The 26,909-nt window shown below is 69.8% G+C and carries 30 protein-coding genes; 19 read left to right on the top strand and 11 right to left on the bottom strand.

Translation table 11 applies throughout. The features are described from left to right. Window positions 1-6: 6 nt before the first annotated feature. Window positions 7-564, bottom strand: coding sequence for a hypothetical protein (locus tag OC490_RS03340; RefSeq protein WP_262056207.1), 558 nt, complete (start codon window positions 562-564; stop codon window positions 7-9). A 120-nt stretch (window positions 565-684) separates the two neighbouring features. On the opposite strand from OC490_RS03340, the gene tsaB reads away from it, so the two are divergent. From tsaB to OC490_RS03310, 6 genes are read left to right on the top strand one after another with little or no spacing between them, the layout of a single operon-like run. Next, window positions 685-1,338, top strand: coding sequence for a tRNA (adenosine(37)-N6)-threonylcarbamoyltransferase complex dimerization subunit type 1 TsaB (tsaB, locus tag OC490_RS03335; RefSeq protein ID WP_262056206.1), 654 nt, complete (start codon window positions 685-687; stop codon window positions 1,336-1,338). A 29-nt stretch (window positions 1,339-1,367) separates the two neighbouring features. After that, window positions 1,368-1,886 carry a ribosomal protein S18-alanine N-acetyltransferase gene (gene rimI, locus OC490_RS03330; protein ID WP_410098522.1) on the top strand — a complete coding sequence of 173 codons (519 nt, stop codon included), beginning with the start codon at window positions 1,368-1,370 and terminating at the stop codon, window positions 1,884-1,886. Continuing rightward, window positions 1,879-2,970 carry a tRNA (adenosine(37)-N6)-threonylcarbamoyltransferase complex transferase subunit TsaD gene (tsaD, locus tag OC490_RS03325; RefSeq protein WP_262056204.1) on the top strand — a complete coding sequence of 364 codons (1,092 nt, stop codon included), beginning with the start codon at window positions 1,879-1,881 and terminating at the stop codon, window positions 2,968-2,970. The genes rimI and tsaD overlap by 8 nt, the downstream gene beginning before the upstream one ends. After that, window positions 2,967-3,221 (top strand): hypothetical protein, encoded by a 255-nt coding sequence (locus OC490_RS03320; protein WP_262056203.1) that lies wholly within the window; start codon window positions 2,967-2,969, stop codon window positions 3,219-3,221. Before tsaD ends, OC490_RS03320 begins: the two co-directional genes overlap by 4 nt. A gap of 24 nt (window positions 3,222-3,245) precedes the next feature. Further along, a complete protein-coding gene (locus tag OC490_RS03315; RefSeq protein ID WP_200716432.1) occupies window positions 3,246-3,518 on the top strand; it encodes a hypothetical protein in 273 nt (90 codons plus the stop codon). Beyond that, the gene (locus OC490_RS03310) at window positions 3,515-3,907 is read left to right on the top strand and encodes a type II toxin-antitoxin system VapC family toxin (protein ID WP_262056202.1); all 393 of its coding nucleotides are present in this window, start codon (window positions 3,515-3,517) and stop codon (window positions 3,905-3,907) included. Before OC490_RS03315 ends, OC490_RS03310 begins: the two co-directional genes overlap by 4 nt. Window positions 3,908-3,920: 13 nt before the next feature. Here OC490_RS03310 and OC490_RS03305 read toward each other — a convergent pair whose 3' ends face one another. Genes OC490_RS03305 through OC490_RS03290 form a run of 4 tightly spaced genes read right to left on the bottom strand, consistent with a single transcriptional unit; the run spans window position 3,921 to window position 9,333 of the window. Next, window positions 3,921-6,227 (bottom strand): glycoside hydrolase family 3 N-terminal domain-containing protein, encoded by a 2,307-nt coding sequence (locus tag OC490_RS03305; protein ID WP_262056201.1) that lies wholly within the window; start codon window positions 6,225-6,227, stop codon window positions 3,921-3,923. A 34-nt stretch (window positions 6,228-6,261) separates the two neighbouring features. After that, window positions 6,262-7,161, bottom strand: coding sequence for a carbohydrate ABC transporter permease (locus OC490_RS03300; RefSeq protein WP_410098509.1), 900 nt, complete (start codon window positions 7,159-7,161; stop codon window positions 6,262-6,264). Window positions 7,162-7,165: 4 nt separating this feature from the next. Beyond that, complete coding sequence (locus OC490_RS03295) at window positions 7,166-8,032, bottom strand: carbohydrate ABC transporter permease (RefSeq protein WP_262056200.1); 867 nt, start codon at window positions 8,030-8,032, stop codon at window positions 7,166-7,168. Next, window positions 8,029-9,333 carry an ABC transporter substrate-binding protein gene (locus OC490_RS03290; RefSeq protein WP_262056199.1) on the bottom strand — a complete coding sequence of 435 codons (1,305 nt, stop codon included), beginning with the start codon at window positions 9,331-9,333 and terminating at the stop codon, window positions 8,029-8,031. The genes OC490_RS03295 and OC490_RS03290 overlap by 4 nt, the downstream gene beginning before the upstream one ends. A gap of 106 nt (window positions 9,334-9,439) precedes the next feature. Here OC490_RS03290 and OC490_RS03285 point away from each other — a divergent pair, with 106 nt between their 5' ends. The 4 genes from OC490_RS03285 to OC490_RS03270 all read left to right on the top strand — a co-directional run bounded on the left by OC490_RS03285 (window position 9,440) and on the right by OC490_RS03270 (window position 13,586). Further along, the gene (locus OC490_RS03285; RefSeq protein ID WP_262056198.1) at window positions 9,440-10,477 is read left to right on the top strand and encodes a LacI family DNA-binding transcriptional regulator; all 1,038 of its coding nucleotides are present in this window, start codon (window positions 9,440-9,442) and stop codon (window positions 10,475-10,477) included. A 101-nt stretch (window positions 10,478-10,578) separates the two neighbouring features. Continuing rightward, window positions 10,579-11,922 (top strand): endo-1,4-beta-xylanase, encoded by a 1,344-nt coding sequence (locus OC490_RS03280; RefSeq protein ID WP_262056197.1) that lies wholly within the window; start codon window positions 10,579-10,581, stop codon window positions 11,920-11,922. Between the two features lie 99 nt (window positions 11,923-12,021). Beyond that, window positions 12,022-13,086 carry an LCP family protein gene (locus OC490_RS03275; RefSeq protein WP_262056196.1) on the top strand — a complete coding sequence of 355 codons (1,065 nt, stop codon included), beginning with the start codon at window positions 12,022-12,024 and terminating at the stop codon, window positions 13,084-13,086. Between the two features lie 143 nt (window positions 13,087-13,229). Then, window positions 13,230-13,586, top strand: coding sequence for a YciI family protein (locus OC490_RS03270; protein ID WP_262056195.1), 357 nt, complete (start codon window positions 13,230-13,232; stop codon window positions 13,584-13,586). A 97-nt stretch (window positions 13,587-13,683) separates the two neighbouring features. Here OC490_RS03270 and OC490_RS03265 read toward each other — a convergent pair whose 3' ends face one another. Then, complete coding sequence (locus OC490_RS03265) at window positions 13,684-14,904, bottom strand: RNA-guided endonuclease InsQ/TnpB family protein (protein ID WP_262056317.1); 1,221 nt, start codon at window positions 14,902-14,904, stop codon at window positions 13,684-13,686. A 28-nt stretch (window positions 14,905-14,932) separates the two neighbouring features. On the opposite strand from OC490_RS03265, the gene OC490_RS49300 reads away from it, so the two are divergent. Both OC490_RS49300 and OC490_RS03255 read left to right on the top strand, forming a co-directional pair. Further along, window positions 14,933-15,139, top strand: a complete 207-nt coding sequence (locus tag OC490_RS49300) for an Arc family DNA-binding protein (RefSeq protein ID WP_315986648.1) — start codon at window positions 14,933-14,935, stop codon at window positions 15,137-15,139. 28 nt (window positions 15,140-15,167) lie between these two features. Then, window positions 15,168-16,433, top strand: coding sequence for an RNA polymerase sigma factor (locus OC490_RS03255; RefSeq protein WP_262056194.1), 1,266 nt, complete (start codon window positions 15,168-15,170; stop codon window positions 16,431-16,433). A 3-nt stretch (window positions 16,434-16,436) separates the two neighbouring features. On the opposite strand, the gene OC490_RS03250 is transcribed toward OC490_RS03255, so the two are convergent. Further along, a complete protein-coding gene (locus tag OC490_RS03250) occupies window positions 16,437-16,829 on the bottom strand; it encodes a S26 family signal peptidase (protein WP_262056193.1) in 393 nt (130 codons plus the stop codon). A gap of 41 nt (window positions 16,830-16,870) precedes the next feature. Further along, window positions 16,871-18,127: a class I SAM-dependent methyltransferase gene (locus OC490_RS03245; protein WP_262056192.1), complete on the bottom strand. Its 1,257-nt coding sequence runs from the start codon at window positions 18,125-18,127 to the stop codon at window positions 16,871-16,873. Between the two features lie 101 nt (window positions 18,128-18,228). On the opposite strand from OC490_RS03245, the gene OC490_RS03240 reads away from it, so the two are divergent. The 5 genes from OC490_RS03240 (at window position 18,229) to groL (ending at window position 22,770) form a co-directional block, all read left to right on the top strand. Continuing rightward, entirely contained in the window at window positions 18,229-19,218 is a 990-nt protein-coding gene (locus tag OC490_RS03240; protein ID WP_262056191.1) for a polysaccharide deacetylase family protein, read from the top strand. Beyond that, window positions 19,215-19,901 carry a hypothetical protein gene (locus OC490_RS03235; RefSeq protein ID WP_262056190.1) on the top strand — a complete coding sequence of 229 codons (687 nt, stop codon included), beginning with the start codon at window positions 19,215-19,217 and terminating at the stop codon, window positions 19,899-19,901. Before OC490_RS03240 ends, OC490_RS03235 begins: the two co-directional genes overlap by 4 nt. Before the next feature lie 91 nt (window positions 19,902-19,992). Beyond that, the gene (locus OC490_RS03230; RefSeq protein ID WP_262056189.1) at window positions 19,993-20,415 is read left to right on the top strand and encodes a hypothetical protein; all 423 of its coding nucleotides are present in this window, start codon (window positions 19,993-19,995) and stop codon (window positions 20,413-20,415) included. 314 nt (window positions 20,416-20,729) lie between these two features. Next, window positions 20,730-21,038 (top strand): co-chaperone GroES, encoded by a 309-nt coding sequence (gene groES / locus OC490_RS03225; protein ID WP_019066754.1) that lies wholly within the window; start codon window positions 20,730-20,732, stop codon window positions 21,036-21,038. 112 nt (window positions 21,039-21,150) lie between these two features. Continuing rightward, window positions 21,151-22,770, top strand: coding sequence for a chaperonin GroEL (gene groL / locus OC490_RS03220; protein WP_262056188.1), 1,620 nt, complete (start codon window positions 21,151-21,153; stop codon window positions 22,768-22,770). Window positions 22,771-22,872: 102 nt separating this feature from the next. Here the strand turns inward: groL and OC490_RS03215 are convergent, their stop codons facing one another. Together OC490_RS03215 and OC490_RS03210 are read right to left on the bottom strand one after the other, a co-directional pair. After that, window positions 22,873-23,646, bottom strand: coding sequence for an SDR family NAD(P)-dependent oxidoreductase (locus tag OC490_RS03215; protein ID WP_262056187.1), 774 nt, complete (start codon window positions 23,644-23,646; stop codon window positions 22,873-22,875). Window positions 23,647-23,754: 108 nt separating this feature from the next. Further along, a complete protein-coding gene (locus tag OC490_RS03210; protein WP_262056186.1) occupies window positions 23,755-24,423 on the bottom strand; it encodes an MOSC domain-containing protein in 669 nt (222 codons plus the stop codon). An 80-nt stretch (window positions 24,424-24,503) separates the two neighbouring features. Here OC490_RS03210 and OC490_RS03205 point away from each other — a divergent pair, with 80 nt between their 5' ends. Continuing rightward, the gene (locus OC490_RS03205; protein WP_262056185.1) at window positions 24,504-25,403 is read left to right on the top strand and encodes a LysR family transcriptional regulator; all 900 of its coding nucleotides are present in this window, start codon (window positions 24,504-24,506) and stop codon (window positions 25,401-25,403) included. A 63-nt stretch (window positions 25,404-25,466) separates the two neighbouring features. On the opposite strand, the gene OC490_RS03200 is transcribed toward OC490_RS03205, so the two are convergent. Further along, a complete protein-coding gene (locus OC490_RS03200) occupies window positions 25,467-25,793 on the bottom strand; it encodes a WhiB family transcriptional regulator (protein ID WP_019066760.1) in 327 nt (108 codons plus the stop codon). Between the two features lie 380 nt (window positions 25,794-26,173). Between OC490_RS03200 and OC490_RS03195 the strand changes: the two genes are divergently transcribed. Beyond that, window positions 26,174-26,785: a response regulator transcription factor gene (locus OC490_RS03195; RefSeq protein ID WP_003948568.1), complete on the top strand. Its 612-nt coding sequence runs from the start codon at window positions 26,174-26,176 to the stop codon at window positions 26,783-26,785. Window positions 26,786-26,909: the final 124 nt, after the last annotated feature.

The following is a 26,909-nucleotide window of genomic DNA, read 5'->3' as shown; positions in this document are numbered from 1 at the left end:
AACCGACTAGTGGATCACCACGATCGACTGCCCGATCGTCGCGAAGTCCCACATCGCCGCGCCGTCCTCGACCGACTCGCGGATGCCGCCGGACTTCACCGTGGCGTCGGGTTGCTGTGTCGCGCCGCTGACCGCCGCGCTGAAGCCGATCGCGATCCCGCCGGTGTTGGTGAAGCGGACGACGTGCTGGATGGGGGTGCCGTCGGTGCCGGTGACCGCGTTCGAGCGGGACGTGACCCAGTAGGAACCCGTGGCCGGATCCACCGTGCCGGGGGTGACCTTGAACGTGCGGTTGACCTTGTCGTTCTTGGCGACCAGCCACACCCGGTCGTCGTCCACCGAGTACACGACCCGCTCACCCCGGCCGGAGCCCGCGGGCAGCGCGGCTGGGTTCTTCTTGTCGCGGGGCGCCTTCGAGGTCGCCACCGCCGGCGGGGCGCTCGCGTGGGCCGTACCGCCCATCCCGGCCGGGACGCTCGCCGACGCCTGATAGGCGAGGAAACCGACCGTGGCGACGGCCGCCACGGTGAGCCCGGCCACGATTCCCGAGCTGCTGCCGGCCATCGGCGCCCACCTCCGTGTCTTGTATGTCCAGTAAGTGCGGTGACTGTAGGTGACGGTAGCAGTCGGGCCGGGCCGACCGGGGCGGCCGTGCCCGGGGCGCCGGAGCCGTAGGCTGTTTGCGTGCTCTTGCTCGCTCTGGATACCGCCACCCCCGCAGTCACCGTCGCCCTGCACGACGGCGAGGCCGTCATCGCCTCGTCGAGTCAGGTGGACGCGCGCCGCCACGGTGAGCTGCTGCTCCCGGCCGTCGACCGTGTCCTCGCCGACGCGGGGCTCAAGCTCGACGCCGTCACGGGAATCGTCGTGGGCATCGGCCCCGGCCCCTACACCGGGCTGCGCGTCGGTCTGATGACCGCCGACACGTTCGGGCTCGCGCTCGGCGTGCCCGTGCACGGTGTGTGCACGCTGGACGGCCTCGCCTACGCCGCCGACCTCGACGGCCCCTTCGTCGTGGCCACCGACGCGCGCCGCAAGGAGGTCTACTGGGCCCGCTACGTCGACTCCCGCACCCGGGTCACCGACCCGGCCGTGGACCGGCCCGCCGACATCGCCGACGAGGTGGCGGGACTGCCCGCCGTCGGCGCCGGCGCCCTGCTCTACCCGGACACCTTCCCGTCCGCCCACGAGCCGCAGCACGTGTCCGCCGCCGCACTCGCCTCCCTGGCCGCCGAGAGACTGGCGGCGGGCGTTGAACTCCCCGAGCCCCGGCCGCTCTACCTGCGCCGCCCCGACGCGCAGGTCCCCAAGAACTACAAGGTGGTCACCCCCAAGTGACCGAATCCCTGAGCCCTCGACTGCGTGAGATGCGCTGGTGGGACATCGATCCCGTGCTGGAACTGGAGAAGGACCTCTTCCCCGAGGACGCCTGGTCCCGGGGCATGTTCTGGTCCGAACTGGCACACGCGCGGGGCGCCGAGGCGACGCGCCGGTACCTGGTGGCCGAGGTGACCGGTGAACAGTACGAGGGCGGTGTCCGGGTCATCGGCTACGCGGGCCTCGCCACCACCGGCGACCAGGCCGACATCCAGACCATCGCCGTCGCCCGCGACCACTGGGGCACCGGCCTCGGTGGCACTCTGCTCACCGAACTCCTCAGCGCGGCAAGCGAGTTCGAGTGCGCTGAGGTCATGCTCGAATGCCGTGTCGACAACGTCCGCGCGCAGAAACTCTACGAGCGCTTCGGCTTCGCGCCCATCGGCTTCCGGCGCGGCTACTACCAGCCGGGCAACGTCGACGCCCTGGTGATGCGCCTGACCACAGACCCCGACAGCGGCTCCGCCGCGGGGTCGACTTCCGTACAAGGAACCGAGTTCAATGACTGACGAACCCCTCGTCCTCGGCATCGAGACCTCCTGCGACGAGACCGGCGTCGGCATCGTCCGCGGCCACACCCTGCTCGCCGACGCGGTCGCGTCCAGCGTCGACGAACACGCCCGCTTCGGCGGGGTCGTACCGGAGGTGGCCTCCCGCGCCCACCTGGAGGCGATGGTCCCCACGATCCAGCGCGCCCTGAAGGACGCGGGCGTCAGCGCGAGCGACCTCGACGGCATCGCGGTCACGGCGGGCCCGGGGCTCGCGGGTGCGCTGCTGGTCGGCGTCTCGGCGGCGAAGGCGTACGCCTACGCGCTGGGCAAGCCGCTCTACGGCGTGAACCACCTGGCCTCCCACATCTGCGTGGACCAGCTCGAACACGGCGCGCTGCCGGAACCGACGATGGCGCTGCTGGTGTCCGGCGGCCACTCCTCCCTCCTCCTCTCCTCGGACATCACCTCGGACGTACGACCGCTGGGCGCGACGATCGACGACGCGGCGGGCGAGGCCTTCGACAAGATCGCCCGCGTCCTGAACCTCGGCTTCCCCGGCGGCCCGGTCATCGACCGGTACGCGAAGGAGGGCGACCCCACGGCGATCACGTTCCCGCGCGGACTGACCGGGCCGCGCGACCCGGCGTACGACTTCTCCTTCTCCGGGCTGAAGACGTCCGTGGCCCGCTGGATCGAGGCGAAGCGGGCGGCCGGGGAGGACGTGCCGGTGCGCGATGTGTCGGCGTCCTTCCAGGAGGCGGTCGTCGACGTGCTCACCCGCAAGGCCGTCCGTGCCTGCAAGGACGAGGGCGTCGACCACCTGATGATCGGCGGCGGGGTGGCCGCGAACTCGCGGCTGCGGGCGCTGGCGGCGGAGCGCTGCGAGGCGGCGGGCATCCGCCTCCGCGTCCCGCGCCCCAAGCTGTGCACGGACAACGGCGCGATGGTCGCCGCGCTGGGCGCGGAAATGGTGGCCCGCAACCGCACCCCGTCGGACTGGGACCTCTCGGCGGACTCGTCCCTCCCGGTGACGGACCCGCACGTCCCCGGCCACTCCCACGACCACGTGCACGAGGTCGGCAAGGAGAACCTGTACTCGTGACGGTCGCCCTGATGTGGGAGGCGCGGGCGGCCGAGGGCCGGGGCGACGACCTCTTGAGCTGGGCACGGGCCCAGCAACTCCCGGCCGAGCCCCTGCGCCGGGAGTTCCTCCGTGCCCCCCAGGACCGCGTCCTCGTCATCACGTGGTGGGACGCGGACTACGACACCGAGCTGCCCGAACTCCCCGAGCCAGAGGGGGAGTTGGTCATGCGAGCGGTGCATCGGTGGCGGTTCGAGTCGGTGGGCGAATAATAAGAGTTTTGTTAAAATGGGGTCATGGCTGATTCTCCCCTGCCCGGTGAGGGCCCCGTCCGCCCGGTGTCGGTGTCGCTCCACGAGGGCACCATCGCCGCTCTCAAGGCACGCACCGGCAAGCGGGGCATGTCCGCCTACGTGGAAGCACTCATCCAGCGCCAGCTGGAGCGGGACCGGCTGCGTGAACTGATCGAGGACGCGGAAGCCGCGCACGGTCCGGTCGATCCGGCCGGGGTCGAGGCCAAGCGGGCCCTCCTGCGCGGTGGCTCGGCGGGTTCGGCCGACGCCGCGTGAGCGGCACGCTCGTCCTCGACTGCGAGGGCCTGTCCAAGCTCGTCCGCCGCACGCCGGAACTCACCGAGTGGCTCGTCGCGGCCGAGGCCGAGGACATCCGCGTGGTCGTCAGCTCCGTGACCCTCGTCGAGGCCCGCGACCCCAGGACCCAACAGGCCCGGTTCGACCACGCCGTCTCGCGTGTCAATGTCGTTCCGTCCAGCGAGGCGATCGCTCGCCGGGCGAGCAAGCTCCTCGCCTCGGCCGGTCTGCACGGTCACAAGTACGCGCTGGACGCGATCGTCGCCGCGACAGCGCTGGCGTCGCCCGCACCCGTCACCGTGCTGACCTCCGACCCCGAGGACCTCCGGGACCTGTACGGTGCCGAAGTTCAGGTGATCAAGGTCTGAACCGCACCGGGTCTCATACCCGGGCCCGTACCTCCGTCTCGCACAACAGCCGCCGATCCGTGCCCAGTACGCGTTCCGGCCCCCTGAGTGTCAGCCGTGCCGTATGCCGTACGTCTGCGCTGGAGGCGGCCAACCTCAGCTCCAGCGCCCCCGGTTCGACCACCCGGCGCCCCGACCGGTCGGTGAACGCCGACAGATCGGCATGGAAGCGGAAGGTCACGCGGGACGCCTCGCCCGGGGCCAACTCCAGTCGCTGGTAGGCGATCAGGCGGACGTCCGGGCGGGTCACCGAGGCCACCGGGTCGTGCAGGTACAGCTGGACGATCTCCGCGCCCGCCCGGTCGCCGGTGTTGCGGACGGTGACCGTCAGGTCGTGGGAGCCGTCCGTCCCGATCTCCAACTCCCCTGATTCCGCGGGCTCCCACGCGAACGTCGTGTACGAGCGGCCGTGGCCGAAGGCGTACAGCGGGGTCGGGTCGAGGCTGCTGACCTCGTCGGCCAGGCCCAAGGGGGGTTGCAGGTACGTCCACGGCTGGCCGCCCGGCATGTGCGGGACGCTCACCGGGAGGCGGCCGGACGGGTTGACGCGGCCCGACAGCACTCCTGTCACCGCGGGACCGCCCTCCTCGCCCGGGAAGAACGCCTGGACCACCGCACCCAGCCGGCCGTGCCAACGGCCCAGCGCGTAGGGGCGGCCGGTGAGCAGGACCAGCACCACCGGGACGCCCGTCGACACGAGCGCGTCCAGCAAGTCGGCCTGCACGCCCGGCAGTTGGAGATCCGCGACATCGCAGCCCTCGCCCGACGTGCCGCGTCCGAACAGACCGGCCCGGTCGCCGAGCACCGCCACGCACACATCCGCCTCGGACGCCCGCGCGACCGCCTCCTCGAAACCGGTCGTGTCCGGCCCCGACACGTCACAGCCCTCCGCGAACGTCACCTTGGCGTCCGGGAGTTCGGCCCGCAGCGACTCCAGCACGGTGGGGATCTCGATGCCCATCGGCACCTCGGGGTGGTGGACGCCCACGTGGGACGGGAAGGAGTAGCAGCCGAGCATCGCCAGCGCGTCTGCCGCCCTGGGGCCCACCACCGCGATCCGGGCGTCCGGCGGGAGGGGCAGTACGCCGTCCGGGTTGTCCAGCAACACCACTGATTCCTCGGCCAGTTGACGGGCCAGCGCACGGTTCGCCGCCGAGTCGAGGTCGATCCGGCCAGTCGGCTCCGGCGCCCAGTCCCCGTCCAGCAGCCCCAACTCGCACTTCTGCAGCAGCACTCGGCGCGCGGCCCGCTCGACCAGCGACTCCGGTACGTCCCCCGCCCGCACCGCCTCCACCAGCGGCTTCCCGTAGCACTTCAGCGTCGGCAGCTCCACGTCGATCCCCGCCGCCAGCGCCGCACGAGCCGCCTCCGCCGGGCTGCCCGCCACCCGGTGCAGCGTCTCCAGGAAGCCGATGCCGAAGTAGTCGGCGACCACCGTCCCCGTGAACTGCCAGTCCTCCCGCAGGAGTTGGGTCAGCAGCGCCGGGTCCGCCGACGCCGGTACGCCGTCCGTCTCGTTGTACGCCGCCATCACCGACCGCGCGCCGCCCTCCCGCAGCGCCATCTCGAACGGCGGCAGCGTCACATCCGCGAACTCCCGCACCCCGGCCCGCACCGGCGCCAGATTCCGTGCCCCCACCGAGGACGCGTACCCCGCGAAGTGCTTCAGCGTCGCGACCACCCCGGCCGACTCAAGCCCCCGCACATAGGCGGCCCCGATGGTCCCCACCAGGTACGGGTCCTCCCCGATCGTCTCCTCCACCCGCCCCCACCGCGGATCCCGTACGACGTCCAGGACCGGGGCGAGCCCCTGGTGGACGCCGGTCGCGCGCAGGTCGGCGCCGATGTGCCGGGCCATCTCCTCGACCAGCGCCGGGTCGAAGCTGGCGCCCCAGGCCAGCGGCACCGGGTACGCCGTCGCACCCCAGGCGGTGAACCCGGCCAGACACTCCTCGTGGGCGACGGCCGGGATGCCGAAACGGCCGGCCGCGACGATCCGGCGCTGTGCACGGGCCAACGCCTGCGCGCCCAGCTCCGGGTCCACCGGGGCCGTACCGAAGGAACGGGTGAGCTGCCCCAACCCCTGGGTGATCAACTCGTCCCAGTCGTATTCGGAGGTCATCTCCCGCTGCAGCGGGGCGACTCCGTCGCCGTCCGTGTCGGCGCCCACCCAAACTCCGTACAGCTGGGCGGTCTTCTCCTCCAGGGTCATCCGGGCGAGCAGGTCGTCGACGCGGGCGGCGGCGGGCAGGGCGGGGTCGCGCCAGGGGGCGGTGGTCATGAAACTCCTGTCGGAAAAGGTGAGTTGGGGAGATTCACTTGCCGCCCACGCCCATCAGGCCGCCGACCAGGGCGCGCCGGGCCACCAGGTAGACGGCGAAGATCGGGATGCCGGAGAGGACGACCGAGGCGAGCAGGGCCGGGATGTTCACGCCGAACTGGCTGACGTAGTTGAAGAGTCCGAGGGTGAGGACCCGAGGTCCGTCGGACTGGGTGAAGATCAGCGGGAAGATGAAGCCGTTCCAGGCCTGGAGCGCGGTGTAGATGACGACGGTGCTGATGCCGCCCTTGGTCAGCGGGATGACCAGCTGGAACAGCATCCGGGTCGTCGAGGCGCCGTCGAGTGCCATCGCCTCGTACAGGTCCTCCGAGATGTCCCGCAGAGTGCCGGTCAGGATCAGCACGGAGACCGGCATCGCGAAGGCCGCCGTCGGCAGGATGACGGCCAACAGGCTGTCGTAGAGGTTGAGTTTGGCGATCATCAGGTAGAGGGGGACCACGACCGCCTGGGCAGGGATCGCAACTCCCAGCAGGAACAGGCGGAAGGCCGCGCCCGACCAGACCGTGCGGGTGCGTACGGCGACGTAGGCGAGCGGTACGCACAGCACGAGCACGATGCCTACGACCGCTGCCGCGACCAGTGCCGTATTGGCGAGGAAGTGGCCGAAGCCGTTGTGCAGGACGGTGTTGTAGTTGGCGAAGGTCGGATCGGTGGGCGGCTTCAGGGCGTTGTTGCCGAGGGCCTGGTCCTGGCGGGTGAGGGAGGCCGAGATCATCGCGTAGATGGGGACGATGACGACGGCGAGCCAGATGATCGAGCCGAGGCCGGCCAGGGGGTTGGGGCGGCGGGTCCAGTGGCGGCGCCTTCGGGTGCGCGGGGGTTCCACGGGCTCCTCCGCCGTCTTCGCCGGACGCGGCAACGTGTCGTGTGACACTCCGTCACATCCCTTCGCGGGTACTGCGCATGGCGCCGAAACCGGTGAGCCTGACCAGGACGAGAGACAGCGCGGTGGCGGTCACGACCAGGAAGGTCGCGATCGCGCTCGCGTAGCCGAAGTCGTAGCTCTTGAAGCCGGCCTCGTACATCAGGTAGGGCAGGATCGCCGTGTCCGTGCCGGGGCCGCCCTGGGTGAGGATCAGGACGGTCTCGAAGTAGGTGAGCGAGCCGACGATCATCAGCACGCTGGAGGTCGTGGCCGTGTTGCGGAGCTGGGGCAGCGTGATCGAGAAGAACTGGCGGTAGCGGCCGGCGCCGTCGATCGCCGCCGCCTGGTAGAGGACTTCGGGTATCTGGCGGGCCCCGCCCTGGTAGATCAGCGTGTGGAAGGGGATGAACTGCCAGCCCCCGACGAACACGATCGCGAGGAACGCGCCGCTCGTCGAGCCCAGGGTGTCCTGGTGGATGATGCCGAAGTTCGGGTCGAGCAGCGCGTAGAAGAGCAGCGCGATGGCCGTCGAGGAGAGCAGGAACGGCACGAAGAAGATCGCGGAGAGTACGGCTCGGTTGCGCTGGTGCCCCGCCGCCCAGACCCCGAGAAGCAGCGACACGACCGTCTGGAACGCCCAGCTCGTCACCGTCAACAGGACGGTGACGGTGAGGGATTGGGTGAGCCGGTCGTCGTGCAGCAGCTTCTGCCAGTTGGCGAGGCCGACGGGCTTCGGGTCACCGAGCCCGTTCCAGGTGGTGAAGGAGAGATAGACGGCGAGGGCCATGGGGGCCACGGCGAAGAAGACGAAGAACAGAACTCCGGGGAGCGCCCACACGGCATGTGGGCGGCCGGCTTTCGCCGCCGCACTCTGGATCACTTGAGCCCCTTGAGCGCCGACACGAACTCCGCCGGCGAACTCTTCCCCACGAACAGCTTGTTGATCTCCGTCAGCATCGGCGTGGACACATCCGGATCCACCGCCTGGTCCCAGCTCAGCGTGAACGCCGGTGCCTGCTGGACCAGTTGGTACTGGAACTTGGCGAACTCGGGGTTGGGGGAGGAGTCGAGGAGCTTCTCCGCGTTGGAGGTGGTCGGGATGTCGCCGTTGGCGACGAGTGCCTTAGCGTACGCCTCCGACGCGCAGTCCCGCAGAAACGCGATCGCCGCGTCCTTGTTGCCCGTACGGGCGTTCACGGACCAGTAGTTGGTGGGGTTGCCGACGACGTTGCGGATGTCGCCCGCCCCGCCCTCGTACTTCGGGAACGCGGACCAGCCCAGGTTCGACTTGGCGAAGTCGGGGAACTTGCCGAGCTGCGTCGAGTACTCCCACGAGCCCATCAGATGCATCGCCGCCTTGCCCTTGGCGAAGACCGCGGGCGCGCCGCCGTTGACGTACGACACGGAGCTGAAGCCCTTGCCGAAGGCGCCGTCGTCGATGAGCTCCTTGACCGTCTCGGCGGCCTTGAGGACGGCGGGGTCGCCCCAGCCGGACGCGTCGCCGTTCTTGATGCGGTCGAAGACTTCGGGTCCGCCGATCCGGTCGACCAGATACTCCAGCCACATCAGCTCGGGCCAGATGTCGGCGCCGCCGAGCGCGAACGGCGTGATGTCCGCGGCCTTCAGCTTCTTGTTGATGTCGAGCAACTCGGCCCAGGTGGTGGGCGGTTGGAGTTTCTGCGCGGCGAAGACCGACTTGTTGTAGAAGAGGATCACCGGCTGCATGCCGCGCATCGGTATGCCGTAGTTCCTGCCCTTGAGCGCGCCCGCCGCGAGCACCGAGGGCAGGAAGCCGCCGCTGAGGACCGGGTCGGACTTGATGGTGTCGGTGAGGTCGACCAGCTGGTTGGCCTCCTGGTACGCCTTGATCGAGCCGCCGCCCCAGTTGAAGAAGACGTCCGGGGCGTTCGGCGAGCCCATTGCGGTGCGCAGCTTGGCCGGGTAGTCGGCGCCGGGCACCTTCTCCAGCTTGATCTTGCCCTTGGCCTTCTTGGCCGCCGCCGACGCGTTGAACCGGGTGACGGCCTTGACCTGGACCTTGGTCGCGTCGTCGCCGTAGACGAAGGCGGTGACGGTGCTGCTGCTGCCGGTGCTGTCACTGGAGCCGCAGGCCGTGAGTCCGGTGGTGAGCAGGGTGGTGGCACCGGCGCCGAGGAACCAGCGCCTGCTGTAGGACTCCATGGGACGGCCCTCTCGCGAATGTTTCGGTAAGTGCTACGAATGTTCCGGGAACGTATGGCGGGACAGAAGCTTCGTCAAGAGGTCGCGCAGGGATACGATCGCGGGCATGAAACCTTCGAAAGCCGTAGAAACGCAGACCGCGACGCTCGCTGAGATCGCCCGCGAGGCCGGAGTGTCGGCTCCGACTGTTTCGAAGGTCCTCAACGGCCGTGCCGATGTCGCCCCCGCGACCCGCACCCGCGTCGAGGACCTGCTTCGCGTCTACGGCTACCGGCGCCGCCGCGCCGAGGCGACCCGTTCCCCACTGATCGACCTGGTCTTCCACGAGCTGGAGAGCGCCTGGGCGCTGGAGGTCATCCGGGGCGTGGAGAACGTGGCGCGGGACGCCGGGCTGAGCGTGGTGCTGAGCGAGAGCGCGGGGCGGCTGACGCCCGGCCGCACCTGGGCCGACCAGGTCGCCGCCCGCCGCCCGCACGGCGTGATCCTCGTCCTGTCCGGGCTCGACGAGTCCCAGCGGGCGCTGCTGACCAGCCGTTCCATCCCGTTCGTGGTGATGGACCCGGCCGGCGACCCGGGCGCGGACGTCCCGTCGATCGGCGCCACGAACTGGCAGGGCGGGCTCGCCGCGACCCGGCACCTCGTCGAACTCGGCCACACCCGGATCGGCGCGATCAGCGGCCCCTCCCGCATGATGTGCAGCCGCGCCCGCGTGGACGGCTACCGGGCCGCGCTGGAGACGGCCGGACTGCCGGTCGACACCTCGCTGATCGTCACCGGCGACTTCCACCACGAGGCCGGCTACCGCCTCGGCCTCGATCTGCTGCGCCGCCCGGACCGGCCCACCGCCGTCTTCGCCGGCAACGACCTCCAGGCGCTCGGCCTGTACGAGGCCGCGCGCGAACTGGGGCTGCGCATCCCCGAGGACCTGAGCGTCGTCGGCTTCGACGACCTGCCGGTCGCGCGCTGGGTGGGCCCGCCGCTGACGACCGTACGACAGCCCCTCACCGAGATGGCCGAGGCGGCGGCGAAGCTGGTGCTCGACCTCGGGCGCGAGCCGGAGTCCTCGGCGGCGCGGCGGGTGGAACTGGCGACGAGCCTGGTGGTGCGCAGCAGTACGGCGCCTCCCGCCCCCTCGGAGCAGTGACCCGCGTGGCCGGAAGATGACGTATTGACGAGTGGGGTGAGCCGCCCCACACTCCTCCGAAGCCAATCGGTTGCACAACCGAAACTTTCGGAGGCACCCGCATGAGATCTCTGAGAACCGGCTTGTCCCTGGCGGCCCTGGTCACCGGCGCCGTCATGCTCTTCACCACACCTGCCGCACACGCGGCCGACACCCCGCTGCGCGACCTCGCCGCCGCGAAGGGCAAAGTCGTCGGCACCGCGGTCACCGGCTCCAAACTCACCGGCAGCTACGGCGACATCGCGGGCGCGCAGTTCAGCTCGCTCACCCCCGGCAACGCCATGAAGTGGGAGACCGTAGAGCCGACGCAGGGCACCTTCAACTGGTCGGAGGCGGACCAGATCGTCGCCTTCGCGCGGGCCCACAACCAGCAGGTGCGCGGCCACACCCTGGTCTGGCACAGCCAGAACCCGAGCTGGCTGACCAACGGGACATGGACGTCCGCCCAGTTGAGCAGCCTGCTCCAGAACCACATCAGCACCGAAGTCGGCCGCTACAAGGGCGAGATCACCGCCTGGGACGTGGTGAACGAGGCCTTCAACGAGGACGGCACCTACCGTTCCACGCTCTGGTACAACGGCCTCGGCGCCAACTACATCGCCCAGGCGCTGACTTGGGCGCACGCCGCCGACCCGGCCGCCAAGCTGTACATCAACGACTACAACGTCGAGGGCGTCAACGCGAAGTCCACCGCCCTCTACAACCTGGTCAAGTCCCTGAAAGCGGCGGGCGTTCCGATCGACGGCGTCGGCCTCCAGGCCCACCTGATCCTCGGTCAGGTCCCGGCCACCCTCCAGCAGAACATCCAGCGCTTCGCCGACCTGGGCGTGGACGTGGCCATCACCGAGCTGGACGTACGCATGGCGCTTCCCGCCGACAGCGGCAAACTCGCCCAGCAGAAGGCCGACTTCAAGAGCGTCGTCGCCGCCTGCGCGGCGGTGACACGCTGCGTGAACATCACCGTCTGGGGCTTCACCGACTCCGACTCCTGGGTGCCGGGCACCTTCCCGGGCTACGGGGCGGCGACGCCGTACGACGAGAACTACGCGCCGAAACCGGCGTACTACGGCATCGCGGAGGCACTCGGCGGTACGACCACGACCCCGCCGACCGGGGCGTGCTCGGCGACGTACGGCGTGACCAGTCAGTGGAACACCGGATTCACCGGGCAGGTGACGATCTCCTGCTCCGGGGCCTCGCTGTCGTCCTGGAAGGCGAACTGGACGTACGGCGCAGGCCAACAGATCACGCAGGCCTGGAACGCGACCTGCACCCAGTCGGGCGCGGCCGTGAGCTGTACGAACGCGAGCTACAACGGGACGGTCCCGGACGGCGGTTCGGTGACGTTCGGGTTCAACGCGTCCTGGAGCGGAAGCAACCCGGTGCCGGTGGTGACCCTGGGATGAGGGAGGCGGGGGCGTGAAGCGGGACTGAGAACCGTGAGATTTTCCGTAGAAAACCGTCCCGGGACGCCTCCCCTAACGTTCTCCTAATAATTCGGACTTATGTTCCTCCCCGTGACGGACAACGAGAACGCCGACGGGGACAGACGAGTGGGCCGGCGGTCGAGGGTGCTGAAGATCGCCGGCCTCACTCTGGCGGGCGCCCTCGTCCTGGGTGTCGCCACGGCGGGCTGGGCCTACTGGCACCTCAACAACAACATCAAGAGCGTCGACATCGACAGCGCGCTCGGCGCCAACCGCCCCGCGAAGGCGGTGACCACACCTACGGCGTCCGCCTCCGCGTCCGCCGCCCCCGTGCCGACCGGCTCGGTGAACATCCTGGTCCTCGGCTCGGACTCGCGCAGCGGCAAGGAGAACGAGGCGCTCGGCGGCGGCGACAGTTCCGGCGCCCGCTCCGACACGGCGATGGTCGTGCACATCGACGCGGGCCGTAAGAAGGCCACGATCGTCAGCATCCCGCGCGACACCCTCGTCACCCGCCCGTCCTGCCCGCTGAAGTCGGGGGGCTCGACCTCCGTGGCGTACAACGCGATGTTCAACAGCGCCTATTCGGTGGGCGGTCCGGTCTGTGCGGTCAAGACGGTCGAGTCGATCACGGACGTCCGCATGGACCACTACATAGAGATCGACTTCGCCGGTTTCGCGAAGCTGGTCAACGCGCTCGGCGGAGTCACGGTCACCACGACCCAGGACATCGACGACGACGACAGCCACCTGCACCTGAAGAAGGGCACCCATCACCTCACCGGCAAGCAGGCCCTCGCCCTCGCCCGCACCCGGCACGGCATAGGCGACGGCAGCGACCTCGGCCGAATAGGCCTCCAACAGATGCTGGTGAAGGCGCTGTTGACCCAGATCTCCTCGCACGACCTGCTCACCGACCCCACCAAGCTCTACGAGGTCACCGACGCGATCACCGACAGCCTCACCACCGACACGGGCCTCGACTCCCTGAGCGAACTCATCAGCCTCGGCCAGAGCCTGAAGGGCCTGTCGGCGGACGCGGTCAAGACGATCACGATGCCGGTCGTGACGGCACCCTCCGATCCGAACCGGGTGGTGGCGAAGGAGCCGGCGGCGAGCGAGTTGTGGGAGTCACTGAAGTGACCGGCGTCTGACCTGCGGAAACAGTAAGCCGGAAAAAATCTTTGGGGAATTCCGGCGAGTGTGTCGATCCGTCGTCTCCTCGTTCGACGCATGGTTGAAAGGCCGGGAAGGACCCGGTGATCAATCAGTCCCGAGGAGTCACCATGCCCCGTTATCTCTCCCTCGTGCAGATCGACGAGAAGACCGCCCCGGCCGAGGGCCCGAGTGCCGAACTGATGCAGCGGATGGGTGAGTTGATCGAGGAGATCACCAAGGCCGGGGTGATGCTCGACACCGCCGGTCTCACCCCGAGCGCGCAAGGCGCGCGGGTCCACTGGGAGGGCGGGAAGATCTCCGTCACCGACGGGCCGTTCACCGAGTCCAAGGAGGTCGTCGGCGGTTACGCCCTCATGCAGTGCAAGGACATGGCCGAGGCGCTGGAGTGGACGAAGCGGTTCCTGAAGGTGCACGAGGACTTCTGGACCGTGACGTGCGAGGTGCGGGAGATCGCGGAGGGCTGAGGAGTCCTGGGTCTTCCTTCGCCTGAGGTAGCACATGGTGGGGGTGTCGCATGGTGGGTTTTGAAACCTCCACCGCCTCAGGCGGGGGATTCCTGGCTCAGGCCGCCTCCTGGAGCAGCGCTCCAGGAGGTCTTACACCTTCGGCACCAGCCGGGTCGAGACCAGCCCGGACCAGCATCACGCGGGCGGAGTTCTTGTCCCTGGAGGACACGGCTGCGCACGCGGTGCAGGTGTAGGTACGTTCGGACAGCGGTAGTGCGTGCTTGGTTCTCGCTCCGCACTGCGCGCAGTCCATGGTGGTGTGGGCGGGGTGCACAAGACGGATGTCTCGTTCGTGCTTGCGGCCCATCTCCAGCAAGGCCGCCTTGGTGGCACCGATCGCCGCATCGGCGGCTTTGCGGGCCATGCTGGTTCTGGCGAGGAACTTCGGCCGGAAATCCTCGACCGCGATCACGTCGTGGTCGCACACGACCTTCTTGGCCCACTTTCGTGCGGTGTCCTGCCGCTGCCGAGCCACTTTCCTGTGTGTCTTCGCCCGCAAATTCTTCGCTTCGCGGTAACCCTTCGAGCTGGGCCGTCCGTTCTTGGGCTTCCTGCGGGCCATCATCCGGTCGTACCGCGACAACTTCGAGCGGGCCTTTCGGCCGTGCTGTACGTGGGGAAGGTCGTACGCGTCGGAGGTGGTGGTCGCGGTCTCCTTGACGCCCCAGTCGATGCCGATCACCGAGCCTGTCTCGGGTAGCGGTTCGGCCTGGGCAGGGACCACGAAGGAGGCGTACCAGTGGCCGAGGCTGTCCTGGTAGATCCGCACCGAGGACGGGTCGGCAGGCAGGTCCCGCGACCACACCACGCCAAGTGCGATCCCGCCCGCCAGGTGCAGGCGCCCGTCCTTCAACCGGAAACCGCGTTGGGTGTAGTTCAGGCCCGGGAGGGCCTCGTGCTTCTTCTTGTACTTCGGCATTCCGGCCCGCCTGGTTTGCGGCAGGCGGGCCTTGATGTCCTTCTGCGCCTTCGCGCGGGACTTGCCGAAGTCCCGGATGATCTGCTGTTGCGGCACCGAGCTGCCTGCTCGAAGCCACGGCATTGTCTTCCGGGCTGCGGTCAGCAGCTTGTCGAGCTGGGCCGGACCGCAGGTCGCCTTTCCACCCGTGGCTTTGTTTTGCGCGTGCACGGCCTTGGACTTGGCCACGCACTCATTCCAGACCCACCGGCACCGATCCCATTCCGCATACAGCTGCGCGCGGGCGGTCGGCGACACGCGCAGCCGGAAGGTCCACCGGGCGTGCCCGGCGTCTTTGGCTCCACGTAGTGCTGTCATGGCTACACGGTAGCTATATAATGGCTGCATGGTCAACTTCAACGTCCGATTCCCCGAAGACCTCCATGCCCGTGTGCGCACTCAGGCGGCTGCGGACCGGCGGTCCATCAACTCCGAGATCCTTTATCTGATCGAGGTCGGCCTCATCACCATCGCGGCAGACGCCGGATCGCCCGGCAGTGATCCGGTCAACCCTGCTCCGCGAGGCGGGAATCCGGATTCGTCCCCGGCCTGAAGGCGCAGAGGCGTCCTACGGTCTTCAGGTGAACTCCGAATCACAGCCCGCCACCGACCCGCACACCGCCATCGAGACCGTCTTCCGCATCGAGTCCCCGCGGATCATCGCCGCCGTCGCCCGCACCGTCCGCGACGTCGGCATCGCCGAGGAACTCGCGCAGGACGCCCTGGTCGCCGCCCTTGAGCAGTGGCCGCGGGACGGCGTGCCCGACAACCCGGGCGCCTGGCTCATGGCCACCGCCCGGCACCGCGCCGTCGACCTGGTCCGGCGCCGGGAGAACTACGCCCGCAAGCTCCAGGAGATCGGCCGCACCCTGGAGACCACGGCCCCGCCCGAGGAACCCGCCGCCCCCGACGACATCGACGACGACCTCCTCCGCCTGGTCTTCACCACCTGCCACCCGGTGTTGTCCCCCGAGGCCCGCACCGCCCTCACCCTGCGCCTCCTCGGCGGCCTGACCACCCCCGAGATCGCCCGCGCGTTCCTCGCCCCCGAGCCGACGATCGCCCAGCGCATCGTCCGCGCCAAACGCACCCTGGCCACCAGGAACGTCGCCTTCGAGGTCCCCTACGGCCCCGACCGCGAGGCCCGCCTCGGCTCCGTCCTCGACGTCATCTACCTCATCTTCAACGAGGGCTACGCGGCGACGGCGGGCGACGACTGGCTGCGCCCGAGCCTCTGCGAGGACGCCCTCCGCCTGGCCCGACTCCTCGCCGGCCTGATGCCGAAGGAACCCGAAGTCCACGCCCTGGCCGCCCTGTTGGAGTTCCAGGCCTCCCGCTCGGCCGCCCGCACCGCCCCGAACGGCGACCCCGTCCTCCTCAGGGACCAGAACCGCCGCCGCTGGAACCGCCTGCTCATCGCCCGCGGCATCACCGCCCTCGGCCGCGCCGACGCCGTGTCCACCGGCGCCCCCGGCCCCTACGCCCTCCAGGCCGCCATCGCCGCCTGCCACGCCCACGCGTACACCTACGACGAGACCGACTGGCCGACGATCGCGACCCTGTACGGCTTCCTCGCCGCCCGATCCCCGTCCCCCGTCGTGGAGTTGAACCGCGCGGTCGCCGTCTCGATGGCGCAGGGCCCGGCCCCCGCACTGGAGATCGTCGACACCCTGGCCGCCGAACCCGCCCTGCGCGACTACCACTTGCTGCCCAGCGTCCGCGGCGACCTGCTGCTGCGCCTCGGTCGTACGGTGGAGGCGAAGGCGGAGTTCGTAAGAGCGGCTTCGTTGGCACGCAACGAACGCGAACACCAACTCCTGCTGCGCAGGGCCGAAGAGGCGGACTAGGACCTAGGGCGCGTCAAGTGGAACGTCAGGTCCGGGAGGACTCGCCGGAGCCGGCCGCGACGTCTTGCCCGCGGCTCCCGACCGGGCGACGTCGTCGACCGCCACACAGATGCCGAAGACGCGGTCGTGGCCGGTCCAGCCGTTGACGCGGCCACGGTTGTTGCTGATCTGCACCCGCTTCCTGGCCAGGTCCACGGACGACACCAAGTGCAGGTAGACCGTCCCGGCGACACGGGCGAGGACGATGTCTCCGACCTCCACCTTCGACGGGTCGACCGGAGCGACGACCACCCGCTGCCGACTGCGTATCAGCGGGACCATCGAGGAGCCGCTGGGCCGGAACGTCACGGTGGCCCCGCCGGCGACCCTGCCTGCCACTGCATCCAATGCACCCATCCGATGAGCGTGGCAGATTCCCGCTGCGTCGCCCCACCGATTTACTGCTCTGCGCTCTCTGCTCCATCAGCGAGGTGAACGGTGCCCGATGCGTGCTGGACCGGCCGCCCGATCAACATCGCCGGCGCCCCCGCCACCCGAGTCAGGAACACCGTCGCCGAGTTGGACCCCTGAGGCTTCACCTTCCGGCGCAGTTCCTCCGGTTCGACGGCCGACCCCCGCTTCTTCACGGTGAGTACGCCCACCTCCCGCTCCCGGAGCAGCGCCTTCAACTTCTTGACGCCGAAGGGGAGTTGATCGGTGATCTCGTAGGCGGAGGCGTACGGGGTCGGTCGTAGGTCATCCGCCGTCACATACGCGATGGTCTCGTCGATGAGTCCGCCGCCGACCTCCTCCGCGACCTCGGCGACGAGATGGGCGCGGATGACGGCGCCGTCGGGCTCGTACAAGTACCGCCCCACGGAACGGACTTCGGGGTCGGGCAGTCCGCGCCCGTGCACAACTCGCGGGCCGGGGAGGAGTGTTGCGCGGACCGCTCCCGGCCGCACCCCGGTGCCGAACCACAGCACCGCCTCCTTCACGTCCCCGCCGTCCGAGATCCACTCCGCCTCGGCCGTCTCCGGGATCGCCTCGTGCGGCACGCCGGGCGCGATCTTCAGCGCGGCGAGCGGGGCCGTCGTAGCGGCGCCGATGGCCCAGGACAACGGGGGCGAGTACGCCTCGGGGTCGAAGATGCGACCCCGGCCGCCGCGTCGCGCGGGGTCGACGAACACGGCGTCGTACGCCGCCGTGTCCACGTCCGTGACATCCGCCTCCCGCACCTCGATCAGGTCGGCCAGGCCCAGCGCCTCCGCGTTCGCGCGCGCCACGGCGGCCGTCAGCGGATCGCGGTCCACGGCCAGCACGCGCACCCCCGCCCGCGCCAGCGCGATCGCGTCGCCGCCGATTCCGCAGCACAGGTCGGCGACGGAGGTCACGCCCAGCTCGCGCAGCCTCCCGGCGCGGTAGGCGGCGACCGTGGCCCGGGTGGACTGTTCGAAGCCGTTCGGGGTGAAGAACATCCGGTCGGCGTCCTCGGGCGTGAACTTCGCCACCGCCGCCCGCTGCCGCAGCCGGGCCTGGCCGAGGGCCGCCGAGACGAGATCGGCGGGGTGCTCGCGGCGCAGCCGGGTCGCGACGGCGAGTTCTTTGGCCGGGTCGGTGCCGCGGACCTCGTCGAGGAGGGCACGGCCCTCGGGGGTGAGCAGGGCGGCGAAGGCGAGTACGGGGTTGTACACCGGGGCATGGGGGTCGTTCACCGGGACATTGTGGGCCAGTCGGTGGACGGTGTGCCTCCGGTGGCGGTGTGTTGGCGGTGTCGGCACGGGATCGGGACCGGGGCCTGAAAAGATCCGACCCCATGCGAGTAGTCGTACAAAATGACATCAATCGGACGCGTGAGCGCATGGAGGGCCAGGAGAGCAGGGGCGTTCGAGGGTGGAAGCCGGGCGTCCGTGGCGCGCTGGCCGCCCTCGCGCTCGCCGCCCTCGCCTCCGGCTGCGGCCAGTCCGGCTCCGGAACGACCGCGCACCCGACGCACCCCCCGCACCCGGCCCACGGCGCGCAGCCCCTGCACGCGCCCCCGGCCCGCGCGCTCGACTCCTACGCCACCAGGCTGCGCGCCGCCTATGCCGCCCGGGTCGCCGCCGCGAAGCGCTGGGGACTGGCGAAGGTGCCGCTCCAGGCCCCGCCGGCCCCCGCGCACAAGCCGGAGATCACCGCGCGCAAGGGGTTCGAGGTGGACGACCAGGAGGAGCTGAACCTCCCGCCGGTCTTCACGACGATCCCCACCAAGCAGAAGATCGTCTTCCTCACGATCGACGACGGCGAGAACAAGGACCCCGCGTTCCTGCGGATGATGAACGACCTGAAGATCCCGTACACGGCCTTCCTCAGCAACTACCTGGTCAAGGACGACTACGGCTACTTCAGGAAGATGCAGGCCGAGGGCCACACGATCAACAACCACACCCTCACGCACCCCTACCTGCCGGGCCTGTCCTACGCCGAGCAGAAGCGTGAGATCTGCGGCATGCAGGACATCGTCAAGAAGCAGTTCGGCAAGGCCCCGACGGTCTTCCGGCCGCCGTACGGGAACTACAACCACGACACCCTCGTCGCCGCCAAGTCCTGCGGCATCAAGTACGCCCCGATCTGGGACGAGGAGGTCTTCGTCGACCACTGGGAGTACCGCGAGGACGACCAGCAACTCCACCCCGGCGACATCGTCCTGACCCACTTCCGGGGCCGTGCGGACTGGAAGGGCACGATGGTCGACGACATGCGCCGCTTCCTCGGCAAGGTCACGGCCGAGGGCTACGCGGTGGCCCGCCTGGAGGACTACCTGTGAGGGTCCGGGTACCGGTGGCCGTCGCCCTGGCGGCCACCCTCCTCACCGGCTGCGCCCAGTCCGTCGACCCCATCGAACGGCTCGGCAAGAAGGCCGCCCAGCGCGTGCACCCGCACGGCCCGGCCCGCGAACAGCCGTACCGCCACTGGGGTTTGACGGCCCCCCTGGCCCCCGCCCCGAAGCCGTCCCCCGGACCCCCCGCCCGCTCGGCGGGCCCGGGCCTCCCACCCGTCGTGGACCACGTCCGCACCCACGACAAGGTCGTCTTCCTGACCTACGACCACGACGCGGACGCGCGGCCTGACCCGGGCTTCGCCGACATGGTCCGCGAACTACGCCTGCCCGTCACCGAGTTCGGCGCGGCCCAGGACGGCCGCCCCGTCGCGGGCCTGCCCTACGACGCCCAGCGCACCGAGATCTGCGGCCGCCGGACCCGCCTGCTCCGGCCCCCCTACGGCACGTACGACCTGACGACCCGCCGAGCCGCCGCCGACTGCGGCATCTCCGCACTGGTCCTCTGGCGGGCCTCCACGACCACCGGAACGCTCACCTACGCCCGGGGCGCCCATCGCCTCAGCCCCGGCGACATCGTCCGCATCGCCCCGACCGACACGACGGCCCGACTGCTCCAGGGGATTCAGGAGCGGGGCCTGACGGTGGGCCGTCTGGAGGACTACCTCTGAGGACCACCTCTGACGCGCCGGGCGGGAGTGTCAGAGGCCCCGGCTAGCCTGCCGCGCACGACGAACAGCGGTGAGCGGAAAGGGGCTTGCGATGGGTGGCGACCAGTGGACCTCGACGGGGCCGTACCAGAAGGATCTTGAGTCGGCCTTCCGGCAGGCGCAGGAACAGGAACTGGCCAGGGACGACCACGGGTTCCCGGGGCGGGACATCGTCGATCTGTGGGAGGACGACGGCTGGCGGGAGTACATCCTGACGGGCGGCACCTCCTCCGTGCTCGACTTCTACGACCTCATCGACGCCGCGTCCGGAGACGACTTCGCCATGATGCGGCCACTGACCGAGGACGAGGTGCGCGACTGGGCACCGGAGGGCAGACCCACCCGTGAGCAGTGGGTCGCCGCCCTCCGCACCTGGGCCCTGTCCTTCCCGGGCCGTGGAACAGGCCGGTGCACGATCCTCTACCGCGACGACGAGCCGGCGGAGATCGGCTACTGGGGATGCACGGCGGACTAGGGCGGGAACCGTTCGGCGCATCCAGCCCGTCCGGCGTTTGAGGACGAGGCCGTTCAGGCCGAAGCGGGGGTCCGGGGGCGCGGCCCCCAGGGACGGCAACCACAGCCAACGGTCACCAAAATTCCGCCCAAGCGCCGCCGGCATTGGCACTCCGCTTGACCGAGTGCTAATCGCAGTCATAGTCTCAGACCTGGCACTCCCCCCTGGAGAGTGCCAATAGCGACGGGCAGGTCCGGCACCCGCGACGACGGATCCACCTGGTCGCCACCTCAGACAGTTAACCCCGTGAGATCTCCGAAGGGGGAGGTCGGATCGTGACGACCACCAGCTCCAAGGTTGCCATCAAGCCGCTTGAGGACCGCATTGTGGTCCAGCCGCTCGACGCCGAGCAGACCACGGCCTCTGGCCTGGTCATCCCGGACACGGCCAAGGAGAAGCCCCAGGAGGGCGTCGTCCTGGCCGTGGGCCCGGGCCGCTTCGAGAACGGCGAGCGTCTTCCGCTCGACGTGAAGACCGGCGACATCGTGCTGTACAGCAAGTACGGCGGCACCGAAGTGAAGTACAGCGGCGAGGAATACCTCGTCCTCTCGGCCCGCGACGTGCTCGCGATCATCGAGAAGTAATTCACCCAGTTTTGCAGTGAGCTACGCCCCTGGCCCCCGCGACCTTATGAAGCCGGGCGTCAGGGGCGTAGTTCGTTTCACCCACGTTTTCCGAGAGGGCTGAACCGCTCCCATGGCGAAGATCCTGAAGTTCGACGAGGACGCCCGTCGCGCCCTCGAGCGCGGCGTCAACAAGCTTGCCGACACGGTCAAGGTGACGATCGGCCCCAAGGGCCGCAACGTCGTCATCGACAAGAAGTTCGGCGCCCCCACCATCACCAACGACGGTGTCACCATCGCCCGCGAGGTCGAGCTCGACGACCCGTACGAGAACCTCGGTGCCCAGCTGGTGAAGGAGGTGGCGACCAAGACCAACGACATCGCGGGTGACGGCACCACCACCGCCACCGTGCTCGCCCAGGCGCTCGTACGCGAGGGCCTGCGCAACGTCGCCGCCGGCGCCTCCCCGGCTTCCCTGAAGAAGGGCATCGACGCCGCCGTCAAGGCCATCTCCGACGAGCTGCTCGCCACCGCGCGGCCGATCGACGACAAGGCCGACATCGCGGCCGTCGCCGGTCTGTCCGCGCAGGACAGCCAGGTCGGCGAGCTCATCGCCGAGGCGATGGACAAGGTCGGCAAGGACGGTGTCATCACCGTCGAGGAGTCCAACACCTTCGGTCTGGAGCTGGACTTCACCGAGGGCATGGCCTTCGACAAGGGCTACCTGTCGCCGTACTTCGTGACGGACCAGGAGCGGATGGAAGCGGTCCTGGAGGACCCGTACATCCTCATCCACCAGGGCAAGATCAGCTCCATCCAGGACCTGCTGCCGCTGCTGGAGAAGGTCATCCAGGCCAACGCCTCCAAGCCGCTGCTGATCATCGCCGAGGACGTCGAGGGCGAGGCCCTGTCGACCCTGGTCGTGAACAAGATCCGCGGCACGTTCAACGCGGTCGCGGTCAAGGCCCCCGGCTTCGGCGACCGCCGCAAGGCGATGCTCGGCGACCTCGCCACCCTCACCGGCGGTCAGGTCATCGCCGAGGAGGTCGGCCTCAAGCTCGACCAGGTCGGCCTGGACGTGCTCGGCTCCGCCCGTCGCGTGACGGTCACCAAGGACGACACCACGGTCGTCGACGGTGCCGGTGACTCCTCCGAGGTCACGGGCCGCGTCAACCAGATCAAGGCCGAGATCGAGAACACCGACTCCGACTGGGACCGCGAGAAGCTCCAGGAGCGCCTCGCGAAGCTGGCCGGCGGCGTGTGCGTGATCAAGGTCGGCGCCGCCACCGAGGTGGAGCTGAAGGAGAAGAAGCACCGTCTGGAGGACGCCATCTCCGCGACCCGCGCCGCGGTCGAGGAGGGCATCGTCTCCGGTGGTGGCTCCGCTCTGGTCCACGCCGCCAAGGTCCTTGAGGGCAACCTCGGCAAGACCGGCGACGAGGCCACCGGTGTCGCGGTCGTGCGCCGCGCGGTCGTCGAGCCGCTGCGCTGGATCGCCGAGAACGCCGGTCTTGAGGGCTACGTCATCACCTCCAAGGTCGCCGACCTGGAGCCCGGCCAGGGCTTCAACGCCGCGACCGGCGAGTACGGCGACCTGGTCAAGGCCGGCGTCATCGACCCGGTCAAGGTCACCCGCTCCGCCCTGGAGAACGCCGCCTCCATCGCCTCCCTCCTTCTCACGACCGAGACCCTGGTCGTCGAGAAGAAGGAAGAGGAGGAGCCGGCCGCCGGTGGTCACGGCCACTCCCACTGACGCAGGTCGGTGAACCCGTAGTACACCGAAGGCCCGGCGCCCCTCTGGGGGAGCCGGGCCTTCGCGTTGCCGTCACCGCACCCGTCGCAGAGGCGGCTGCCGTCACTGCGGCCCGTACTTCCGCCCGGTCTTCGACGTGATCCCGCCGAGCACCGCCTGCGGAGTGATCTTCACCAGGCCCATCAGCGCCTTGTAGCGCGGGTCGGGGATCGACAGCGACTTGCCGCGCGCCAGATCCGCGAGCGCCGCCGCGACCAGCTTGTCCGCGTCCAGCCACATCCAGTTCGGGATGTTGTCCGTGCCGATCCCGGCCCGCTCGTGGAACTCGGTCCGCACGAAACCGGGCGCCAGCGCCATCAGCCGTACGCCGGTCCCGGCCAGGTCCTTGGCGGCCCCCTGCGTGAACTGCACCACCCACGCCTTCGACGCGCCGTACGTCCCGCGCGGCACGAAGGCCGCCACCGACGCCACGTTGACGACGCCGCCGCGCCCGCGCTCCCGCATCCCCTCGGTCGCCGCGCTGGTCAGCCGCAGCACCGCCTCGCAGTGCACCTTGAGCATCTTCAGCTCGTCCGCCATCGGTACGTCGAGATAGCGGCCCTTGTTGCCGAAGCCCGCGTTGTTGACCAGCAGGTCCACCGGGTTCTTGCGGTCCGCGAGCCGGGCGGCCACCGTCTCGATGCCCTCGTCCGTGGCGAGGTCGGCGGTCAGCACCTCCGCCTCGATTCCGTGCCGGTCGTGCAGTTCGGTCGCCTGCTCGCCGAGCCGTTCGGTGTTCCGCGCCACCAGCACGAGGTTGTGTCCGTCCGCCGCGAGCCGCCGCGCGAACGCGGCACCGATCCCCGCGGTCGATCCCGTAATCAATGCCGTTGTCATGGCGCAAGATTAGTGACTCGGAGCGACCGGGCCGGATCTCTGCACAGGCCCTCCCGATCCGTGACGAACACGTGTCGAACAAGGCGTCGAACCGGCCGTGACGGCAGGTCAGCCCGCGTGCTCCGCGACATATTTCAGGGCCTGCGCGAGGACCTCCGGATGCAGCGCCTCGCCCGCCGGAAGCAGCCGCGGCAGCAGCGCCCGCTCGGTCGTCACGGCCCGGAACTGCAGGGCCACCGTCACCTCGTGGCCGGGCCGGTGCACGACCTCGATCGCGTCCCCGGCCCGGATCTCACCGGGTTCGATCACCCGCAGATAGGCCCCCGGTGCACCCTTCACGGTGAACCGCTTCACCCACCCGCGCTCGCCCAGATGGTCCTGGAACGTACGGCACGGAATCCGCCCGGAGGTGACCTCCAGGACCACTTCGGAACCGATCCGCCACCGCTCCCCGATCCGCGCGCCGGACACGTCGAGCCCCAGGGTCGTCAGGTTCTCCCCGAAGGAGCCGTTGCCGAGCGGGTGCCCCAACTCCCGTTCCCAGTCGTCGAGATCCTCGCGGGCGACCGCGTACACCGCCTGGTCGTCCCCGCCGTGGTGGCGCAGATGACACACCGCGTCCCCGGCGAGACCGCTCCCGGCGATCCCCTTGGGGCCGGGCGCACTCACCCGGACGGGCCCGTCGGTCGGCCGCTTGTCGATGCCCGTCACCCCCTCCGGCTGGTCCGTGTACGGCACGGCCGTGGCCCGGCCCAGATTCAGCGAGAGAAGCTTCATGACGCCACGGTAGGCGAGAGCACCCCAAAGGCGTTGCGCATTATTCACCCGTACACCCAAGGTTGGCTTATGCTCGGGGCGTGATCGAGGCCCGACATCTCCGTGTGCTGCGCGCTGTCGCCGCCACCGGTTCCTTCTCGGCGGCCGGGCGTGCGCTCGGCTGCACCCAGCCCGCGGTCAGCCAGCAGATGAAGGCCCTGGAGACCTCGGTCGGCACCCCGCTGCTGATCCGCACCGGTCGCGAAATGCGCCTGACCCAGGCGGGCGAGGCCCTGGTCCGGCACGCGGCCGGCATCCTCGCCGGCCTGACCGCCGCCGAGGAGGAGGTCGCCGCGATCGCGGGCCTGCGCGCCGGCCGGGTCCGCCTGGTCTCCTTCCCGAGCGGCAGCTCGACGCTCGTCCCCACGGCCCTCGCCGCCCTGCGCGCCGCCCACCCCGGCACCCGCGTCTTCCTGGAGGAGGCCGAACCGCCGAACTCCGTCGACCTGCTCCGCGAGGGCGACTGCGACATCGCCCTCGCCTTCCGCTACGAGACCGCGACGGGCGCCGAGGACTGGTCCGACCTGGTGGTACGACCCCTGCTCCGCGACCGCCTGGTCGCCCTGGTCCCGGAAAAGCACCGCCTCGCGCGCGCGGAGTCGGTCGCCATCGGCGAACTCGCCCGCGAACCCTGGATCGCCGGTTGCCCGCGCTGCCGGGGCCAGCTGGTCGAGGTCTGCGAGACCGCGGGCTTCACGCCGCGCATCGACTTCGCGACCGACGACTATCCGGCGGTCGTCGGCCTGGTGAGCGCGGGCCTGGGCGTCGCCGTACTGCCCCAGCTCGCCATCGAGTCCGTACGGCCCCGGGGCGCACGGACGGTGACCCTGGAACCGGCGGTGCGGCGGGAGATCGTCGCGCTGACCCTGCCGGACCTGGCGCAGGTGCCCGCGGTGGCGGCGACGCTGGACCAGCTGGAGCGGGCGGCCCGCGAAAAGTAGGGGGCACGCGTGCGCGTGCCCCTGGGGGAGTGCTCTCGGAGGGTGTACTGGAGAAACGTTCCTTCAGTTGTTCGAAGCCATGTCCCCGGCGGTCGAGGCCGACACCAGGCGGTTGCGGGCGCGCCCCATGAGTTCTTCGCGCTCGTCCTCGGTGAGGCCGCCCCAGACGCCGTACGGCTCGCGCACCGCCAGCGCGTGCGCCGCGCACTGTGCGCGGACCGGGCACCTCATGCAGACCTCTTTGGCCGAGTTCTCACGAGCGCTTCGTGCCGCACCGCGCTCGCCCTCGGGATGAAAGAAGAGCGAGCTGTCGACCCCTCGGCAGGCAGCCAGGAGCTGCCAGTCCCACAGGTCCGCGTTCGGTCCGGGAAGGCGGGAGAAATCTGCCATTGCGTGACCCCTTGTAGCCGTTATGGGCGGATACGGTGTCCACGACCGTACAACTACGATCTAAGGAGATGAAAATATGACTCATTGCGAATCTAGCCTCAGACACCAGTAAAAGGGAAGAAATAGGGCTGAATGGGGCACCGGTTGTGATGAAAGCTTGAGGGTCGGCCGCGCACGCCTCCACCGTGTCCGCACCCTCACGTAGAGTGCCGAAGACGACACACGGCCCCGTAACTCTTTCGAGTGACCGTCGTTGAGAGTGCGAGGCGGTTGCAAACACAAGTGCTCGGGCAGGCGTCCGAGACGGTCGACCGCACAGGTGACGATTTCGTACCAGCCTGGAGGCTCAAGGTGACGCGCATCAGCTGCGGAGGGCGGCCATGACATCCGTCCTCGTCTGTGACGACTCCCCGCTTGCCCGAGAGGCGCTCCGCCGGGCGGTCGCGACCGTACCCGGTGTCGAGCGCGTGACGACCGCGGCCAACGGGGAGGAAGTCCTCCGCCGCTGGGGCGCCGACCGCTCGGACCTCATTCTGATGGACGTACGCATGCCCGGACTCGGCGGTGTCGAGACCGTGCGGCGACTGCTCTCCGCCGACCCGGGCGCACGCATCATCATGCTCACCGTCGCCGAAGACCTGGACGGCGTGGCCCTCGCGGTCGCGGCCGGCGCCCGCGGCTATCTGCACAAGGACGCCTCGCGCGCCGAACTGCGGGCCACGGTCACCCAGGCCCTCGCCGACCCGACCTGGCGACTGGCCCCGCGCCGGCTGCGGTCCGCCGAGATGGGCGCCGCGCCGACGCTCACCGCACGCGAGATCCAGGTCCTCGAAGGCATGAGCCACGGCCGCTCCAACGCGGAGATCGGCCGTGAACTCTTCCTCTCCGAGGACACCGTCAAGACCCACGCCCGACGGCTCTTCAAGAAACTCGGCGCCTCGGACCGGGCGCACGCCGTGGCGCTCGGTTTCCGCTGGGGTCTGGTCCGTTAGGGCCAGGTCAGTGGGTCGTAGCGGGGGTACGGAAATCCCCGCCTGCCTGAGGGCGGGCGGGGACGGTGACGGGGCCCGCCGGGTGCCCGCTGCTCGTTTCGCCGCGGATGCCGCATCCTTGAGG

This window comes from Streptomyces sp. STR69, assembly GCF_024519455.1.
Lineage (GTDB): Bacteria > Actinomycetota > Actinomycetes > Streptomycetales > Streptomycetaceae > Streptomyces.
This window is presented reverse-complemented; position numbering and strand designations above follow the sequence as displayed.

What these genes read in the sequence shown, in the direction of transcription:
- OC490_RS03265 (WP_262056317.1), bottom strand. Translation starts at nt 14,904, where the DNA reads ATGACAGCACTACGTGGAGCCAAAGACGCCGGGCACGCCCGGTGGACC.
- OC490_RS03275 (WP_262056196.1), top strand. Translation starts at nt 12,022, where the DNA reads ATGTTCCTCCCCGTGACGGACAACGAGAACGCCGACGGGGACAGACGA.
- OC490_RS03240 (WP_262056191.1), top strand. Translation starts at nt 18,229, where the DNA reads ATGCGAGTAGTCGTACAAAATGACATCAATCGGACGCGTGAGCGCATG.
- OC490_RS03280 (WP_262056197.1), top strand. Translation starts at nt 10,579, where the DNA reads ATGAGATCTCTGAGAACCGGCTTGTCCCTGGCGGCCCTGGTCACCGGC.
- OC490_RS03200 (WP_019066760.1), bottom strand. Translation starts at nt 25,793, where the DNA reads ATGGCAGATTTCTCCCGCCTTCCCGGACCGAACGCGGACCTGTGGGAC.
- OC490_RS03215 (WP_262056187.1), bottom strand. Translation starts at nt 23,646, where the DNA reads ATGACAACGGCATTGATTACGGGATCGACCGCGGGGATCGGTGCCGCG.
- OC490_RS03270 (WP_262056195.1), top strand. Translation starts at nt 13,230, where the DNA reads ATGCCCCGTTATCTCTCCCTCGTGCAGATCGACGAGAAGACCGCCCCG.
- OC490_RS03250 (WP_262056193.1), bottom strand. Translation starts at nt 16,829, where the DNA reads ATGGGTGCATTGGATGCAGTGGCAGGCAGGGTCGCCGGCGGGGCCACC.
- OC490_RS03195 (WP_003948568.1), top strand. Translation starts at nt 26,174, where the DNA reads ATGACATCCGTCCTCGTCTGTGACGACTCCCCGCTTGCCCGAGAGGCG.
- tsaD (WP_262056204.1), top strand. Translation starts at nt 1,879, where the DNA reads ATGACTGACGAACCCCTCGTCCTCGGCATCGAGACCTCCTGCGACGAG.
- OC490_RS03290 (WP_262056199.1), bottom strand. Translation starts at nt 9,333, where the DNA reads ATGGAGTCCTACAGCAGGCGCTGGTTCCTCGGCGCCGGTGCCACCACC.
- OC490_RS03230 (WP_262056189.1), top strand. Translation starts at nt 19,993, where the DNA reads ATGGGTGGCGACCAGTGGACCTCGACGGGGCCGTACCAGAAGGATCTT.
- OC490_RS03340 (WP_262056207.1), bottom strand. Translation starts at nt 564, where the DNA reads ATGGCCGGCAGCAGCTCGGGAATCGTGGCCGGGCTCACCGTGGCGGCC.
- OC490_RS03210 (WP_262056186.1), bottom strand. Translation starts at nt 24,423, where the DNA reads ATGAAGCTTCTCTCGCTGAATCTGGGCCGGGCCACGGCCGTGCCGTAC.
- OC490_RS49300 (WP_315986648.1), top strand. Translation starts at nt 14,933, where the DNA reads ATGGTCAACTTCAACGTCCGATTCCCCGAAGACCTCCATGCCCGTGTG.
- OC490_RS03285 (WP_262056198.1), top strand. Translation starts at nt 9,440, where the DNA reads ATGAAACCTTCGAAAGCCGTAGAAACGCAGACCGCGACGCTCGCTGAG.
- OC490_RS03305 (WP_262056201.1), bottom strand. Translation starts at nt 6,227, where the DNA reads ATGACCACCGCCCCCTGGCGCGACCCCGCCCTGCCCGCCGCCGCCCGC.
- groL (WP_262056188.1), top strand. Translation starts at nt 21,151, where the DNA reads ATGGCGAAGATCCTGAAGTTCGACGAGGACGCCCGTCGCGCCCTCGAG.
- OC490_RS03315 (WP_200716432.1), top strand. Translation starts at nt 3,246, where the DNA reads ATGGCTGATTCTCCCCTGCCCGGTGAGGGCCCCGTCCGCCCGGTGTCG.
- rimI (WP_410098522.1), top strand. Translation starts at nt 1,368, where the DNA reads ATGCGCTGGTGGGACATCGATCCCGTGCTGGAACTGGAGAAGGACCTC.